The following is a 16,025-nucleotide window of genomic DNA, read 5'->3' as shown; positions in this document are numbered from 1 at the left end:
CTCAGGCCCTCGCGCCTCAAGAACATCCAGACCGCGTTGTGCGAGACCTTGACCCCGCGTGCGGCCAACTCATCCTTCAAACCGTGCAGCGTCAGATGCGGTGACGTTGCCCCCAGTTTCTATCCAGTTTTGAGTTCGTTTCCGGCGTGGGTTGTGCCCTGCTGGGCGGGTGAAGCGACGGGCGCTGGCGCGGAGCCTTTGGCATAGCGCAGCGCGAGCGACCGTCGCGGATTGAAGGTGCTGGCGAACTCGGCCGGGGTCTGCCAGGCGATTTGGGAGTGCGGCCGCGCGGTGTTGTAGTCGGCGTGCCACAGGGCGATGGCTACGCGTGCCTGAGCCAGCGAGGTAAACAGCGTCTCGTTGAGCAGTTCATCGCGCAGTCGGCCGTTGAAGCTCTCGATGAAGCCATTCTGCATCGGCTTGCCGGGCGCAATGTAATGCCATTCGACGCGGTTCTGATCCGCCCAGGAGAGGATGGCGTTCGAGGTGAACTCGCTGCCATTGTCGCTGACGATCATCCTGGGCCGGCCCCGCTCGGTGATGAGCCGGTCCAATTCGCGGGCAACCCGCATGCCCGAGAGAGACGTATCAACGATGAGTGCCAGGCACTCTCTCGTGCAGTCGTCGACGACGGCCATGATGCGGAAGCGGCGCCCGTCGGTGAGCTGGTCCGATACGAAGTCAAGCGACCAGCGCTCGTCGGGCCTCAGCGGCACCAGCATCGGCGCCCTGGTCCCGATCGCCCGTTTGCGGCCGCCACGGCGGCGAACGGCGAGCTTCTCCTCCCGATAAAGCCGGAACAGCTTCTTGTGGTTCACGACCAGGCCCTCCCGCCTCAGCATCACGAGAAGACGCCGGTAGCCGAACCGACGACGCTCCTGCGCGATCGCCTTCATCCGTTCGCGAACCTCGCGGTCGTCCGGCCTGCTGGTCTCGTAGCGAACCGTCATGCGGCAACAGCCGATGGCTTTACACGCCCGCCGTTCGCTCATCCCGAAGCCTTCCTTCAGGCGAGCGACAGCTTTCCGCTTGGCCGCGGGCGTCACCATTTCTTTCCCACAAGATCCTTCAACGCGGCATTGTCGAGCATGGCGTCGGCCAGAAGCCGCTTCAGCCGCGTGTTCTCGTCCTCCAGCGCCTTCAGCCGCCGAGCCTCGGACACATCCATCCCGCCGAAGCGGGCCTTCCAGTTGTAGATCGAGGCGTCGCTGACCCCGTGCTTGCGGCACAGATCGGCAACCGATACCCCGGCCTCGTGTTCCTTCAAAATTCCGATGATCTGCTCTTCAGAGAAGCGGCTGCGTTTCATGTCCTGGTCCTCTCGATGGGCCAGAACGAACTTCAAACCGGATTAGATCAGAGGCGCAAGGTCAGCGGTGTCTCACGTATACGCGCCTCGATGAAGGCACGGTGCGGCTCCAGCAACCTCTTGCGATGTCCACCCATCTTGCCCGGCGCGACCGAGCCAGTCACCCGATGGCGCTGCAACAACTTCACCGCCGCCGAAACCGAAATGCCGAACCGTTTGGCGGCCGACCGGCGGCTCTCGCCACCCAAAACCGCCGCTACAACACGTTCGCGAAGATCATTGGAAAGAGGTCGGTATAGCGCGGCGATCTGGGAGAGACCTCGCATTGCCTCGCCTGAACTGCTCCCTAAAATTGGTTTGTTGCCTCATCTAATTTGCTCCCGAATCAACAACTTCGGGAGCTGTGATGAGGAAGGTGAGCATGGCGACACGAGCGGAATTGGTGGCGGCGATCAGTGGACGCTATGTTTTAGGCGGGCGGGCCGAAAAGGCGAGGATGTTGGACGAATTCGTGGCCCTCACTGGCTTTCATCGCAAGCATGCGATGCGACTGCTGCGAGGAGACTGCGCGCCGGCGAAGAATGGTCCTCGGCCGGGGCGGCGGGTTTACGGTGATGAGGTGCGCGCCGCTCTCGTCGTCGTTTGGGAGGCATCGGATCGAATCTGCGGGAAGCGACTACACCCGCTCTTGCCAAGCCTGATCGAAGCGATGGAACGCCACGGACACGGCGCTATGGATAGCGAGACCCGCCGGCAATTGTTGACGATGAGCCCAGCGACGATTGATCGCGTTCTCAAGGACATTAAGGCGAGTGCCAGCGGGCCGCGGCGGCGGAAAGGATCAACGACGATCCGGCGTAGTGTTCCAGTTCGGACTTTCTCGGATTGGGATGACCCCGCACCCGGCTTTGTCGAGGCGGATCTTGTTTCTCATTCCGGCCCATACGCGAAGGGCGCCTTCTCGCAAACCCTGGTGTTGACCGATATCGCCACGGGCTGGACGGAATGCGCGCCGCTGCTGGTTCGCGAGCAAACGGTCCTGATCACTGCGTTGGCCGAACTGCGCAAGTTGCTGCCGTTCCCGCTGCTGGGCTTCGACACCGACAACGACAGCGTCTTCATGAACGAGAGTGTTCAGGAGTATTGCTTGCGTGATAATATCGAACTCACCCGTTGCCGCCCCTACCGGAAGAATGACCAGGCATTTGTCGAGCAGAAGAATGGCGCGGTCGTGCGTAAGATCGTTGGATATCGACGCTTCGAGGGACTGCAAGCCACACGGGAGCTAGCCAAGCTTTATTCCTCGATGCGGTTGTTCATCAATTTCTTTCAGCCATCATTTAAGTTGAAAGAAAAGCATCGTGACGGAGCCAGGGTGGTCAAGCGGTATCATCGTCCCGCCACGCCCTATCAGCGGCTGCTTGACGATGCACGCACGCCGGAGGATACGCGCCTTCGCCTCAAGGCGATGTACCTGACGCTCGATCCGGTTCGGCTGCTGCGCGACATACGCCTGGCACAAGAGAGGTTGGTCGACATCGCCGACAAGCCGGACGGTTCGGCTGCCGCCGACGGCGAGGCATTGCCGCTCGAAGACTTTCTGTCCGGGTTGCGGATTGCGTGGCGTGGTGGGGAAGTGAACCCGACCGCCCGCCCCAAGCCGGCGGTCAAGCGAGAGCGGCGCAGACCCGATCCTCTCCTTGCTGTCACGGCCGAGCTTGAGGAATGGTTCGAGGCAGAGCCTTGGCGAACGTCACGAGAGTTGCTTGAACGCTTGCAGGTCAAATATCCCGGCGTGTATCCCGACGGCCTCATTCGAACCGTGCAGCGTCGAATGAAGATCTGGCGCAGTACGCAAGCCAATGCGTTGGTGTTCGGGCCATTCGCCGATGCCGCGCGGACGGAAATTGTAGAGGTCGTGCAGTGAGATCATCCCTGAGCAACACAGGATCGGCAGAGGCTAAATCTCGGGAACAATCAGTGAGGCAATCGAGAACATCCGAGTGAGGCAACGGCATTGTTCTTTGGGAACACTCTTGGGCGAGGCAATACGAATCTCATCCTGATCGCCGCGCCGCAGAGGTCGGGTCATCCGATGCTGGCCTCCACTCCAGCCAGCATCTTGAATCACAAAACAGATAAATCTGGAATCCCCTTTGATTCCGTCAAAGGGGGAACCGCTCTAGCTAGGAACCTCGTCGCTAGGCTTGCGTCGCCTGAACGAGGCGGACGGGTCTTAGGAGAGCGCTCCTGGCTCTCACCGTCACAAGCCGACGCAATATTTTCGTGTCCCTGTTAGGCGCAAGGGTCCGTGAGCAGAAATTTCCCGATTTCACCGGCTGTATGGAAAATTCATTCCCGAACCATTCGGCCGCAGGCCTCTCTTGCATTGTTCTGGACCGAAACGATCTGCTAGAACGCCCGCACGAGAATAGATTGTCCAGAAGTGCAGTTTGAATCGGGCGGCTGAGGGTCGCCTCCGACGCAGGCCCTTCCGTGGATCGGTACGAAAGAACGCTCACAGTCCATGAATATCGCACTTACGCACCTTCAGCGGCTTGAAGCCGAATCCATCCATATTTTTCGCGAGGTGGCCGCGGCTTTCGCCAAGCCGGTGATGCTCTATTCGGTCGGCAAGGATTCGTCCGTGCTCATGCACCTGGCGATGAAGGCGTTCTATCCGGCCAAGCCGCCCTTTCCCTTTCTCCATGTCGACACGACCTGGAAATTCCGCGAAATGATCGCCTTTCGCGACCAGATGCAGCAAAAGCTCGGCTTCGACCTCCTGGTCCATGTTAATGAAGACGGCGTGCGCGACAACATCAATCCGTTCGACCACGGCTCCAACACCCACACGCACGTGATGAAGACGGTGGCGCTGCGGCAGGCGCTCGACAAATACGGGTTTGACGCTGCCTTCGGCGGCGCGCGACGCGACGAGGAGAAGTCGCGGGCCAAGGAGCGCATCTTCTCTTTCCGCAACGCCCAGCACGTCTGGGATCCGAAGAACCAACGGCCAGAGATGTGGAAGATTTTCAACACCCGCATCGCTGCCGGTGAATCGATCAGGGTGTTCCCGTTGTCGAACTGGACCGAGCTCGACATCTGGCAGTACATTCTCCAGGAAGACATCCCGATCGTGCCGCTGTATCTGGCCAAGGAGCGGCCGGTCGTCGAGCGCGACGGCATGCTCATCCTGAGGGATGACGAACGCATGCAGCTGCGGCCCGGCGAGACGGTGCAGAACCGGATGGTGCGGTTCCGCACGCTCGGCTGCTATCCGCTGACCGGCGCGATCGACTCGGACGCCGACACTCTGGAGGCGATAGTCGGCGAAATGCTCACGGCGCGCACTTCCGAGCGGGAAGGTCGTCTGATCGACCGCGACGAAGCCGGCTCGATGGAAAAGAAGAAGCGCGAGGGGTATTTCTGAGTATGCGCCACATCATGGCCAAGAGCCTCGCCCCGACCGACGGAGTCCGCGACTATCTGGCGGCACAGGAACGAAAGTCGCTGCTGCGCTTCCTGACCTGCGGCTCGGTCGACGACGGCAAGTCGACGCTGATCGGGCGTCTGCTTTCCGACACCAAGCAGATTTTCGAGGACCAACTGGCCACGCTCGAGCGCGATTCGCGCAAGCACGGCACCACCGGCGACGACGTCGACTTCGCGCTGCTGGTCGATGGCCTCGAGGCCGAGCGCGAGCAAGGCATCACCATCGACGTCGCCTATCGCTTCTTCGCCACGCCAAAGCGTAAGTTCATCGTCGCCGACACGCCCGGCCACGAACAGTACACGCGTAACATGGCGACAGGTGCATCGACCGCGGATCTCGCCATCGTGCTGATCGATGCCCGCCAGGGCGTACTGCGTCAGACCAGGAGGCATTCGATCATTGCCTCGCTGCTTGGCATCCGCCACATCGTGCTCGCCGTCAACAAGATCGATCTTGTCGGCTTCGACGAGGCGGTTTTTAAACAGATCGTCGCGGATTACGCGAAGTTCTCACGTGAGCTCGGCTTCCAGACGATCGTGCCCATTCCTATGTCGGCCCGCTACGGTGACAACGTTACCGGCCGATCCGACAGGACAGACTGGTATTCCGGCCCGACGCTGATCGAACATCTCGAAACCGTCTTGGTCGACGAGGCCGCAGTCGAATTGCCGTTCCGGTTTCCTGTCCAATATGTGAACCGTCCCAACCTCGATTTTCGCGGTTTCGCCGGCACCATCGCCTCTGGCTCGGTTGCGCCGGGCGACGAGGTGGTCGTGGCTAAATCGGGCAAGTCCTCCCGTGTCAGGCGCATCGTTTCGCATGGCGGCGACCTTCAGCAGGCTGTCGCCGGCCAAGCCATCACCCTCGTCCTCGACGACGAGGTCGAGGTCTCGCGCGGCAATATGCTGGTGTCGCCTGCAGCGCGGCCGCAGGTCGCCGATCAGTTCGCGGCCAATATCGTCTGGTTCGACGAACATGCATTGCTGCCCGGCCGCTCCTACATCCTGCGCACCGAGACCGACCAGACCAGCGCCACCGTCACCGACCTGAAATACCGGGTCAACGTCAACGACTTTGCCCATGAGGCGGCAAAGTCGCTTGAAATGAACGAAGTCGGTATCTGCAACATCTCGACACGCTCGCCGATCGCCTTCGATACTTTTGCCGAGAACCGGACGACGGGTGCCTTCATCCTGATCGACCGCATAACCAACGCCACAGTCGGCGCCGGCATGATCCTGCACTCGCTGCGTCGCGCCGAAAACATCCATTGGCAGTCGCTCGATGTCGGCAAGCACGCCCGCGCCGATATGAAGAACCAGCGACCGGCCGTGTTCTGGTTCACAGGGCTTTCGGGCTCGGGCAAGTCGACCATCGCCAATCTGTTCGAGAAGAAGCTCTTCGCCACCGGCCGTCATACCTACATTCTGGATGGCGACAACGTCCGTCACGGCCTCAACCGCGATCTCGGCTTCACCGACGCCGATCGTGTCGAAAACATTCGCCGCGTCGCCGAAGTCGCGCGCCTGATGGCCGACGCCGGGCTGATCGTCATCGTGTCGTTCATTTCGCCGTTCAGCGCCGAGCGGCGCATGGCGCGCGAACTGATGGCCGACGGCGAATTCATCGAGGTGTTTGTCGACACACCCTTCGAGGAATGTGCCAGGCGCGATCCGAAGGGCCTCTATGCGCGGGCGTTGAACGGCGAAATCAAGAATTTCACCGGCGTCGATTCACCGTATGAGGTGCCGGAAAGGCCCGAAATCCATCTCAAGACACTCGGCAGATCGGCCGAGGAGATGGTGGACGCCCTGGAACACTGGCTGAACGAGCGGGACATTGCCGAAGACCAATATGACAGCGGCGGCGGTATCTGACGACGAAGCGATGCTCGCCGTCTTCGAGCACCTTGCCTTGGCGGCGGGGCGCGAGGTGATGCGCGTCTTTCGTGCCGGCTGTGCGGTCGACAGCAAGTTGGACAGTTCGCCAGTGACGGAGGCGGATCGCGAGAGCGAAAAGATTATCCTTGCCGGGCTGCGTGGCGCATTTCCGGAGATTCCATGCGTGGCCGAGGAAGAAGCGTCGGCCGGCATCATGGCGCCGGATCTCGGCGACGCCTTCTTCCTGATCGATCCACTGGACGGCACCAAGGAGTTCGTCAACCGGCGCACCGATTTCACCGTCAACATCGCGCTGGTTCGCCATGGTGTGCCGGAGATCGGCGTCGTTTTCGCGCCTTGCACCGGCCGCTTCTTTTCCGGCCGGCCGGGCAAAGCGGAAACGATCGAGATCAATGACGACTATGAAATCGTCGATCGCCAGCCGATTTCGGCAAGGGCCGGTATGGTGCCGCTGACAGTCGTTGCCAGCCGCTCCCACAACACTCCGGAAACCGACGCCTATATCCGCGCGCTTGGCGCAGCCGAGATCGTTTCGGTAGGCTCGTCGCTGAAATTCTGCCTCGTCGCCGGCGCCGAGGCGGACGTCTATCCACGCTTCGGCCGCACCATGGAATGGGACACTGCCGCAGGTGACGCGGTGCTACGCGCCGCCGGCGGTACGACGCGCACGCTGGATGGTCAGCTGCTCGCCTACGGCAAGCGCAACCAAAGTGACGACGAGGATTTCGCCAACCCGCATTTCATCGCCAGCGGCAAGGCTGCTGGATCTGGCTAGACGATGATTGCGCAGTTCCAGGCCCGTACGAAAGTGCGGGTGTTACAAGTGAGTTATGGAAGCGACCTCAGATACCGCTCGAGGTCTGTAAACACAACGGCACTATCCCCATCCAGCCTACAGTTGGGTCGCGTGGCCGATTCGCTTCGTGTCCGGTCGATGCTGCGGGGCCTTCGCACAGTGTATCCAAATTGCTAAATACCGATACACTTGAACGGCTATACGAGCGAGTGATGGCGTTCCACATCAAAAATCCCGAGACCGGCGCACTGGCCCGCCGGGTCGCCGCACCTAAGAGGACTGGTCTGACAGAGGCCGTCCATGCCGCGCTCAAGCATGAGCTTGAGCGCGAACAGGCTAGACCGTCCCTGGTAGAGATCGGCGTCAGGGTCTGCCGTGATCTGCGAGCCCGGGGCAAGCCTGATCACGGCAGGCCCGCCGACAAGGCGTTTCGCGACAGCCTGTACGAGAATGACTGATTTCATCGACGCCTCGGCCCTGACGGCGCTGATGACCAACGAGGATGATGCGCGCGAACTCCTGGCCGGCACCCGGCGCAGCTGAACGCTGAACGGTGTTGAACCCGACTTTACGTGGCTGGCCACGGTCCAGATTGCATCACGTTCAAGAACCTAAAATGCGGCGGACTTGCTTCGGATGGTTAAGGCCAGGAGCGCCTCCGAAAGTCGTTTCTTCGCCCGCTCGACCCCGTTCTCGTCGATTGCCTCAACATCGAGGAACAAGTCGAGGCCAGTCGCGTGCTCGCTGATGACCTGAGGACGCTGGGCGAGTTCCCCCAGGAGGCCCTCGACCTCATAGGGGACAACCTCCCGGCTGATCCCCTTCATGGCAATCGGTGCTAATGGACGCGCCCGGACAAGGTCGCGCACGAGCGCGTAAGTCTCATAGCTGAGGCAGATGCCGCCGGGCTCGGCAATCGACTGCAGACGGGCCGCCAAGTTCGCTTCGGCTCCGATGATGGTGTAGTCCATCCGATCATCGGAACCGAAGTTCCCAACATTGCAATAGCCCGTGTTGATGCCCATGCGAGCTCGGAAGGGCCGTTCAACTCCGCGGTCACGCCACACCCTGTTCAACTGCTCCACCCGACGCTGCATGTCGACAGCCATGCGCAAGCAGGCTCTCGCGTCTTCCTCGATGCCTTGCGTCTCGGGGTCTCCGAAGAACACAAGAAGCGCGTCGCCGATGAACTTGTCGACGGTGCCGCCGTGTTTGAGCGCGATCGTCGACATCTCGGTGAAGTACTCGTTGAGGAGAAGTGTCAAGTCCTCGGGCTGGAGCCGTTCCACGATCGCGGTGAAATCCTTGACGTCGGAGAAAAAGATCGTGAGCTTCTTGCGCTCGGTCGCGATGGTGACGTCCTTCTGGCCGCTGAAGATGCTTTTGTAAATTTGAGGCGAAAGGTATTTGGCGATCTTCAATGAAATCGCGGCCAGGAAGTCGTTTGCCTCGGAAAGCTCCTTGTTGATGCCCTGAATCAACGCGGACTGCCGACGCTGCAGGAGAATGAACGTCAGGCCCGCCGCCGCCGCGAAGCCGAAATATAGGAGCAGATACTTGAAGGTGAGGACGTTCGCAGCGATAGGCTGATTGACTGATATCTCCTGGATCCCTCGGACATCCCCTACCTTCCAGTCAGTCTTGGGGCTGTCCGGATGTGAGTTATGGCACGTCACGCAGACTTGTCCCATAACGACTGGGGCCGCGGCGCGGACCTGCCGATCAAACAGTGAGCCCGAGACTTCGATGATCGGCTCCTTCGGGTTGGCGCGCAAAGCAAGGATTGCATTCCGCTCGAATACATCGAGCTGGTGGGGGGCGCGACCTTTGAAAGGCAGATCCGAGACGAACCGATATTTGACCGACCCGTCGTGAGCGCTGATGCGCTTGCCGAGTTCAATCGAGAGGGTTGCTGGAATAGGGATCGCGCCTGGGACGTCCCGGTAGTTGTGCGTCGCAGTCACGGCGCCGTCTGCTTGCAGCACGCGTCCCACGACGTCGCTGCCGTAGAATCCGCGCATTTCGTCGATGATCCGGCTGATTTCGCTGGCTTGCCTGCGCAGCATCCGTTCCGACAGATCTCGGAGGTCGAGCCAGGCTGCGACGGGCAGACCGATAAGGCCGATGACCACTGCCGCCACCAGGAGCGGTCCCATGGTGCGCTGCTGACGCGCAATCTGTTCACCCAGTCCAGCCATTGTGCAAGCGCCCGGCCTTCATTAGTATCTGAACTATAGCTCATTCCCGGCACGGTACTAGAGTCAGTCTTGGCTCGATGAAAACACGTCAGACCTGCAACGTCGGACCGACCTTGAGCGGTTGGTAGCTAAGCCCCGAGCCTCACAGCGGATTTCGCATTCTGGCGCCAGACGGGCAGTGAATCAGTGAAGGGGATGTCGCAAAGTCGGTTGTGGCCCGGAATGCGCTTCGCCATAACCGCTCTGGGGTCAAAAATTCACCTCTGGCAAGGTTAAGACTTCTGCGGGCCGGAGAGCGCGTCGGAAAAGAAAGTGTCCAGCAAAACGTATCCGCGTTTCGGCCGCACTATGGAATGAGGACACCGCTACCGGGCGACGCGGTACCGCGCGCTGCCGGCGGCATGACGCGCACGCTGGATGGTGCGCCGCTCGCCTGCGGCAAGCGCAACCAGAGCGACGACGAGGATTTTCGCCAATCCGCATTTCATTGCCAGCGGCAAGGCTGCCACGGCCGCTTAGGCACCATGATGAACTCCGATCCCATCCCGGCTCGTCCACCGCGCAAATGACGCTGTCGCGCACGCGACGTCTGAGTGAAGCACTTATTTTCAGCCGAAGGCTCGCGGCAGGGAGTAACCATCCGGTGTGGATCGTGGCAGAGGCCCTTTCGCGTGTTAGACTGCTTGCATGGAGATCGACACCGACAAGATCGACGATGCCGTTCTGGGCCTGCTTTGGCTGACGCTGCATGAAGAGAGGCGCGCCTGGAAGGGGTTGGATTGGAACGCTCTGGATCGCTTGCACGAGAAGGGGCTGATCGCGAATCCAGCAAACAAGGCGAAGTCAGTGGTTCTGACAGATGAAGGACTGCGGCGTGCGGAGGAGCAATTCCGAACTCTGTTCACCCGCCCGGCGCCATGAGTCATGAGCGCAGGGCGGGCGCCTAAGAGATGATGGCGCACATGGTTGATTTTCGACCGGCAGCGCACTGACAGCAGCGGGACGGCCGATGCTCTCGCCTTGGCGCCCAATTTCGTCTTCATTACCTACGCCAACGGGCGCATCCAGTCTGTCAAGCAGTGGCAGAGAACACCGCAGCCGCGACCCTCAATGTCAACGGCATTGGCGAAGTCCAGCCGCGAGATGCTTCTGCCGGCGAATGGGGCTCCCGGGCGGAGTTGCAGCCAGCAGCGGGTCGGCGCCGCTGCTGACACATGGGATGTTAGTGGGGCAGATTGCCACTCGTGATGCGAAATCTCTATGGCTGCGGATTTCCTAGAGCGGGTTTCTCAAGCACCAGCACATGACTACCAAGGGGCGATGTGTGAGTGCTCTTAACCTGGAACCCGTCGTCAGAAAGCGTTTCGATGAATTCGCCATCCGTTCCCGGCGGAACGCGGGCAACAACGTTTGAGGTGCGCCTGACAATATTGGAAAGCACCCTTCGCGCCTTGCCTGGGCCGATGTTGCGCTGCATGTGCTGATAGACGGCCAGCAGCAGGACGATATCGTATTTCGGGAGAAGGATATTGCCGAGGCGCCGGCTGCCAAGATTCAGGCGATCGAACCGGGCGTGTACCGGGGAGCCGCTCAATAACATTTTTGCAGTCTCGATATGCGGCTTGGCAATGTCGATCCCGTGGATCGAGCTGGGTTTCAGCTTGGATATCTCATAGGCGACAACGCCCATATTGCAGCCAACATCGAGAATGGATTTTCCGGCGTAGTCGACCTTTGCGGAGAATAGCCCGTCAAGTCTGTCGTCCCACGTTCCTGCAAAACCCCTTTTGAATCTTGACCACCACAAATCATCAGCTCCTTTGGGAAGAGCCCCCTTGAGCGCCTCCTACCACGAGAGAATTAATGATCGATACCCTTTCAACTGGAATTGATCACATTGACGAACCAAGGCAGGGACGTGTGCGGCCGCGTCACAACCCCATCACCTTGAGTGCCACCGGAACCGCATAGCGGCTGCCGTCATAGCGCACCCGGTAGGTCCGCTTCACAGGCTTGCTGGGATGGGACTGGCATTCGCCATTCTGGTCGGGGGAGGGATTATCGGTAGTCGACCGCTCAACCGCGGTGATATCGTGATAGCCCTGATGGCTCGCCGGGCTCATCGCCAGGCTGACCTGGCTGGAATGAAAGGATTCGGCGCAACTGCCATCGCTATCGCCGCCAGAGCCGGCCACCACGAGGCCGTCGAGCACCACGTGGAGTTCACCGCGGACGAGAGCGAAGAGCCGCAGGTCGGTTTCAGTGAACGGAGCGGTCAGCGAATGGTGTGCCATTTCGATGCGCAGGCCGAATGCGGTGACACCGGGGGCCAGTGCATAATGGCCGGTGTCGAATTCCACCTTGTCGATGACAATTGCGTCATCGGTCATCAGACCGGGCTGGAGCAGGCGCTGGCGCACCCGCAGGCTCTTCCTGTCGACGACCAGAAGCTCGATATCGCCGACATGCAAGTGGTCGCCGTTAGCGGCGTCAATCAGCGGCACTGCGACCAGTAGCAGGTCGTCGTGGGCGGGCCAGATCTTGCAGACCAGGTCGAATGGCGCATCGCTCTCCGGGAGCGTTGAGGCGATGCTGATATGCGGTTCAAGCGTGAACGAGGTGCCGTCGGCGCTTTTTCGGGCCTTGGGATAGGCCTGCTGCACCAGCGCGGCAGCATCACCGCAATCGCCCGCCGCGGCCCTGGCGGGCGAAAGGCTGGTCAGGCAGAGGCCTAGGAAAAGGAAGAGGGTACGCGACAGTATACGCATAGGGTTCTCACGTCGCAGCGCCGGATGCGGGCAGGCATGTCTACGCGAGATTGGTGGCGGCTGACAGGGCTTAACGGAAGCGGAGTCTAACGGCGACGCTTACGCGCCTTGGAACAGCAGCACTGCATCGGCGCGCACCCGGATTTGACCAGTCGCTGTAGTTCGTAAGTTGCGCATCGCCGACCGAGCAGAGCGACCAGGGATCTAAAGAGCACGCGTGGAGGTGCGACAGAGTTGCAGACACTCGGTCACTGATGTAATTTAGCATTCGATCAAGTGAGGAATATGCCCGCTGTCGCGACGGCTTTTCTCTCTTTTTGTTTCGGCAGACTGCATGCTCTCTGACGGACCTTGCTACCACGTGCCGTGTTCTTGTGGGCGAGGCAACAGCGTTCAAGGGATTTGCCATGCTCCGACTTTGCGGAATCATCGCAGCCTTCCTCTTCGCGAGCTTCACGACCTTTGACGCTTGCGCCGACCGAAGGGTCGCCTTTGTCATCGGCAACTCGGAGTACCGACAATTCCCCGCACTCAAGAACCCGGCCAACGATGCCGAGGACGTGTCCAAAACGTTTCGACTGGCAGGGTTCGAGGTCTTCGTCGCAAGCGATCTGACGAAGCTGCAATTCGAGGAGCAGTTCCGCAACTATCTTGCCGCTGCAGACGGCGCAGAACTGGCCGTCGTCTACTACTCCGGCCACGGTTTCCAGATCGGCGGCGAAAATTTTCTGATCCCGGTCGATGCCTCCTTAAAGCAGGCGGCGGACATCGAAGTCCAGGCCATCAAGCTCAACGATGTGCTGGAACAGTTACGCTCGAAGTCAAAGATTCAGGTGATCATACTCGATGCCTGCCGCAACAATCCGTTTCCGCGCAAGAATTACTGGCTGAGAGACCAGCTCATCACTGCCGGCAATACCGGGCTCGCACAGGTGAGAAGCTCGCTGAACACCTTGATTGCTTTCGCCACCGAACCCGGGGCGGCGGCTTATGACGGCGCCGGCGAACTCAGCCCGTTTTCGGCGGCGTTTTCCCGTCGCGCGCTGGCCCCGAACCAGGAGATCCGCACCGTGATGGCGGCGGTGCGCCGCGATGTGGTCGAGGCCACAAACGGCCTCCAGGTTCCCTGGGAGAACTCATCGCTGATCGACGAAGTTGTCCTGATGCGCCGCAGCAATCGACCCTCGCTGCCGCCGGTGCTGGAGAAGGTCGTGCTGTCGGGAGTCGGACCGGTCGACTTGGGCCTGCCGGAACCGGTTGATGTCGATGGTGGCACGATTACCCTGAGCATCGAAAGACCGCCCGCTTTGGGGCGTTTGATGCTGGACGGCAAGCCTGTCGAGTTGGGCGTGCCCATCCAGGGCAAGGATCTACCGCGTCTGCAGATGGATGTTCCCAAGGGAGTCGCCCCGCAGGAAGAGGTCGACATGCTGGCCTATGCGACGCATGACAACTGGGGCGGCCAGACCCAAGGCATCGTAGTGTTTCGGGTCAAGAGCGGCGAAGGCGTCCAAGGCGAACAGATCATGGCTTCGCTCGAGGCCGAGCAGAAGCAGCAGGTGCTGGAGCGTGGCATTCATATCACCGGTGCGGCCGAGGCGATCGAAAACCGCGACATCGACGTTCCCGTGGGCGTGGGTCCAGTTGCGCTGAATCTGGATTTCCCGACCGATGATCCCGCCGTCAGCCTAAAAGTATCGAGTTATCCGGCAACGGGAACGCTCTCGCTGCCTGATCGAACCCTGTCGCCGCAGTCGAGCCTGATGGCCGGAGAGGTCGACCGGCTGCGCTATGAACCTCAGATCGGCGCGGAAGCCAAGGTCGAGGTCGGCTTCGAAATCCGGGCGGACAGCAGCTCATCAAAGCCAGCCACGATGAAACTGTCACCGAGGACCGATCCGTGCGACACGGCTGCCGGCGAACCTCTCGATCTGCAGGGCGTCACCCCCGGCCTGCTGCCGAATGAGATTGGCGCTAGCGCGGTGGAGCTTTGCGAGGCCGCGGTAAAGGCTTATCCCGAAGTCCCGCGCTTCCGCTATGAACTGGGGCGGGCGCTGCTTGCGGCAGGCAAGGTCGAAGAAGCCAAGACAGCCATCGAGGAGGCGGCCAGGAAGGGACATGTTCGCGCAGTGTTCGAACTCGGCTACATGTTTGCGACCGGAACCGGGATGGCCCTCGACCGCACCCAGGCGAACGCCCTCTACGCGGCGGCCGCCGGCAAGGGCGATCCCTACGGAATGACGTCGTGGGGTCGCGCCCTGTTCAATGGCTATGGCGTCAAGCCCGACACCGGCAAGGGTTTGGACCTGCTGCTCAAGGCGGCAGCGATGGGGCACACCTATGCGATGAACGATCTGGCTGCGATCTTCACCGAGGGCCGCAACGGCGTAACCGCTGACCCGGCCCGCGCTGTTGCCTTCCTGCAAGCCGGTGTCCAGCGGCGGGACATGTATTCCATGAACCTGCTCGGGCGCAATTACTTGTCCGGGCAGGGCGTGGAGAAGGATCCCAATACGGCGCTAGCGCTGTTTCAGCAGGCAATCGATCTCGGCCAGCCCTATGCGCCTGGCAGCCTCGCACGCATGTATCGGGACGGTGTCGGTGTGGAACGGAGCCTCGCAGAAGCGCAAAGATTGTTCGAAATTGGGATCGCTCGGGGTGATCCGTCCGCAGCTTACGATCGAGCGGCCCTCGAAATGCAAAAGGGCGACAAGGCCGATCAGGCCCTTGCCGTGCGCTTCCTTGCACTTGCGGCCGCACTTGACGTGCGCAAGGAACTGCCGGACGCGCAGAGGACGCTGGCAAAGTTCGGACCGAAGCCAAAAACAGCGGCGTTGAGGCAGCTGCGACAGGAACTGAAATCGAAGCTTGCCGGCTCCGGTTCACAAGACACTCAACTGGTTAACGCGGCCAGACGAGTCTGGGAAGAAGCCAATCCGCGTCGGGACTTGTTTTGACCAAGGAGGAGACAATGGCGGGCAGAGTATTGAAACAAGCAATACTTGGAACAGCGTTATCCGGCTTCTTGGCGGGTCTCATGGCCTGCACTTCCCTGGTTCCGAGGGTTGAACCGACGCCGCTGGTCGAAACGCCCCAGCCGAAGATTCTCCGCCGGGTGCCTCCGCCGAAGGTCGTCAAGCCCGTTCGCAAACAAAAAACCGCGAAGAAAGTAATTATACCGGTTGAGGACGAGCCTGTTCCCGCGCCTGTCATTCCTTCTGGTGGCGGTGGCGGTGGCGGTGGAAGCGGGGGAGGCGGCTGGGGTTGATCAGGTCAGACTGAAGAAGGATTGCACGAGCCTAGCGTCCGATGGCGCTTTCTGATCCTACCAGACTTGCCAGTTGTCATCGACATCCCGCCGAACACGACAAAAGACAGCAGGGAGAACCGGCCTTTGACGGAAATGCTGCCGCCTAGACGAGATTGGCCGGCGCCCGTTTGGGAGCTCGGGGGCGGGAGGCGCCGGCCGTGCGGACATCAGGTCCGCCGCCCGGAGAACTTAACAGCGCCCACGCTCGCGCCTATGGCGTTATCGCGGAAGGCCGGACGGCAGCCGG

At 60.8% G+C, this 16,025-nt stretch carries 11 protein-coding genes and 3 pseudogenes; 8 read left to right on the top strand and 6 right to left on the bottom strand.

The genetic code is table 11. The features are described 5' to 3' along the window. The 3 genes and pseudogenes from NKH23_RS34735 to NKH23_RS31905 form a co-directional block, all read right to left on the bottom strand. Positions 1–98, bottom strand: a pseudogene (locus NKH23_RS34735) (IS630 family transposase); the annotation flags it as partial. A 21-nt stretch (positions 99–119) separates the two neighbouring features. After that, positions 120–1,309, bottom strand: a protein-coding gene (locus tag NKH23_RS31910) for an IS3 family transposase (protein WP_353036402.1) whose coding sequence is annotated in 2 segments (ribosomal slippage) — positions 120–1,060 and positions 1,060–1,309 — 1,191 coding nt in all. Because the reading frame shifts where the segments join, the coding sequence is not laid out codon by codon here. A gap of 65 nt (positions 1,310–1,374) precedes the next feature. After that, positions 1,375–1,635, bottom strand: a pseudogene (locus NKH23_RS31905) (hypothetical protein); the annotation flags it as partial. Positions 1,636–1,715: 80 nt separating this feature from the next. Between NKH23_RS31905 and NKH23_RS31900 the strand changes: the two are divergent. From NKH23_RS31900 to NKH23_RS31880, 5 genes are all read left to right on the top strand, one after another. Next, the gene (locus NKH23_RS31900; RefSeq protein WP_353036400.1) at positions 1,716–3,236 is read left to right on the top strand and encodes an integrase catalytic domain-containing protein; all 1,521 of its coding nucleotides are present in this window, start codon (positions 1,716–1,718) and stop codon (positions 3,234–3,236) included. A gap of 600 nt (positions 3,237–3,836) precedes the next feature. Continuing rightward, positions 3,837–4,742 carry a sulfate adenylyltransferase subunit CysD gene (cysD, locus tag NKH23_RS31895; protein WP_353036398.1) on the top strand — a complete coding sequence of 302 codons (906 nt, stop codon included), beginning with the start codon at positions 3,837–3,839 and terminating at the stop codon, positions 4,740–4,742. A gap of 2 nt (positions 4,743–4,744) precedes the next feature. Beyond that, positions 4,745–6,682, top strand: a complete 1,938-nt coding sequence (cysN, locus tag NKH23_RS31890; protein WP_353036396.1) for a sulfate adenylyltransferase subunit CysN — start codon at positions 4,745–4,747, stop codon at positions 6,680–6,682. 10 nt (positions 6,683–6,692) lie between these two features. Beyond that, complete coding sequence (gene cysQ / locus NKH23_RS31885) at positions 6,693–7,481, top strand: 3'(2'),5'-bisphosphate nucleotidase CysQ (protein WP_353036404.1); 789 nt, start codon at positions 6,693–6,695, stop codon at positions 7,479–7,481. Between the two features lie 233 nt (positions 7,482–7,714). Beyond that, positions 7,715–7,960, top strand: a complete 246-nt coding sequence (locus NKH23_RS31880) for a type II toxin-antitoxin system VapB family antitoxin (RefSeq protein WP_352719987.1) — start codon at positions 7,715–7,717, stop codon at positions 7,958–7,960. Between the two features lie 153 nt (positions 7,961–8,113). On the opposite strand, the gene NKH23_RS31875 is transcribed toward NKH23_RS31880, so the two are convergent. After that, positions 8,114–9,700, bottom strand: coding sequence for an adenylate/guanylate cyclase domain-containing protein (locus tag NKH23_RS31875; RefSeq protein WP_353036393.1), 1,587 nt, complete (start codon positions 9,698–9,700; stop codon positions 8,114–8,116). Positions 9,701–10,027: 327 nt separating this feature from the next. Between NKH23_RS31875 and NKH23_RS31870 the strand changes: the two are divergent. Next, positions 10,028–10,219, top strand: a pseudogene (locus NKH23_RS31870) (3'(2'),5'-bisphosphate nucleotidase CysQ); the annotation flags it as partial. A gap of 168 nt (positions 10,220–10,387) precedes the next feature. Continuing rightward, positions 10,388–10,621, top strand: coding sequence for a DUF6429 family protein (locus NKH23_RS31865; protein ID WP_352719981.1), 234 nt, complete (start codon positions 10,388–10,390; stop codon positions 10,619–10,621). 337 nt (positions 10,622–10,958) lie between these two features. Here NKH23_RS31865 and NKH23_RS31860 read toward each other — a convergent pair whose 3' ends face one another. Next, the gene (locus tag NKH23_RS31860; RefSeq protein WP_352719979.1) at positions 10,959–11,507 is read right to left on the bottom strand and encodes a class I SAM-dependent methyltransferase; all 549 of its coding nucleotides are present in this window, start codon (positions 11,505–11,507) and stop codon (positions 10,959–10,961) included. 124 nt (positions 11,508–11,631) lie between these two features. Continuing rightward, the gene (locus NKH23_RS31855) at positions 11,632–12,468 is read right to left on the bottom strand and encodes a PA3715 family protein (protein ID WP_353036390.1); all 837 of its coding nucleotides are present in this window, start codon (positions 12,466–12,468) and stop codon (positions 11,632–11,634) included. A gap of 407 nt (positions 12,469–12,875) precedes the next feature. Between NKH23_RS31855 and NKH23_RS31850 the strand changes: the two genes are divergently transcribed. Continuing rightward, the gene (locus NKH23_RS31850; protein ID WP_352719976.1) at positions 12,876–15,425 is read left to right on the top strand and encodes a caspase family protein; all 2,550 of its coding nucleotides are present in this window, start codon (positions 12,876–12,878) and stop codon (positions 15,423–15,425) included. The last annotated feature ends 600 nt before the right edge of the window (positions 15,426–16,025 follow it).

The sequence above is a fragment of the Mesorhizobium sp. M1328 genome (assembly GCF_040318075.1).
Taxonomy (GTDB): Bacteria; Pseudomonadota; Alphaproteobacteria; order Rhizobiales; family Rhizobiaceae; genus Mesorhizobium.
This window is presented reverse-complemented; position numbering and strand designations above follow the sequence as displayed.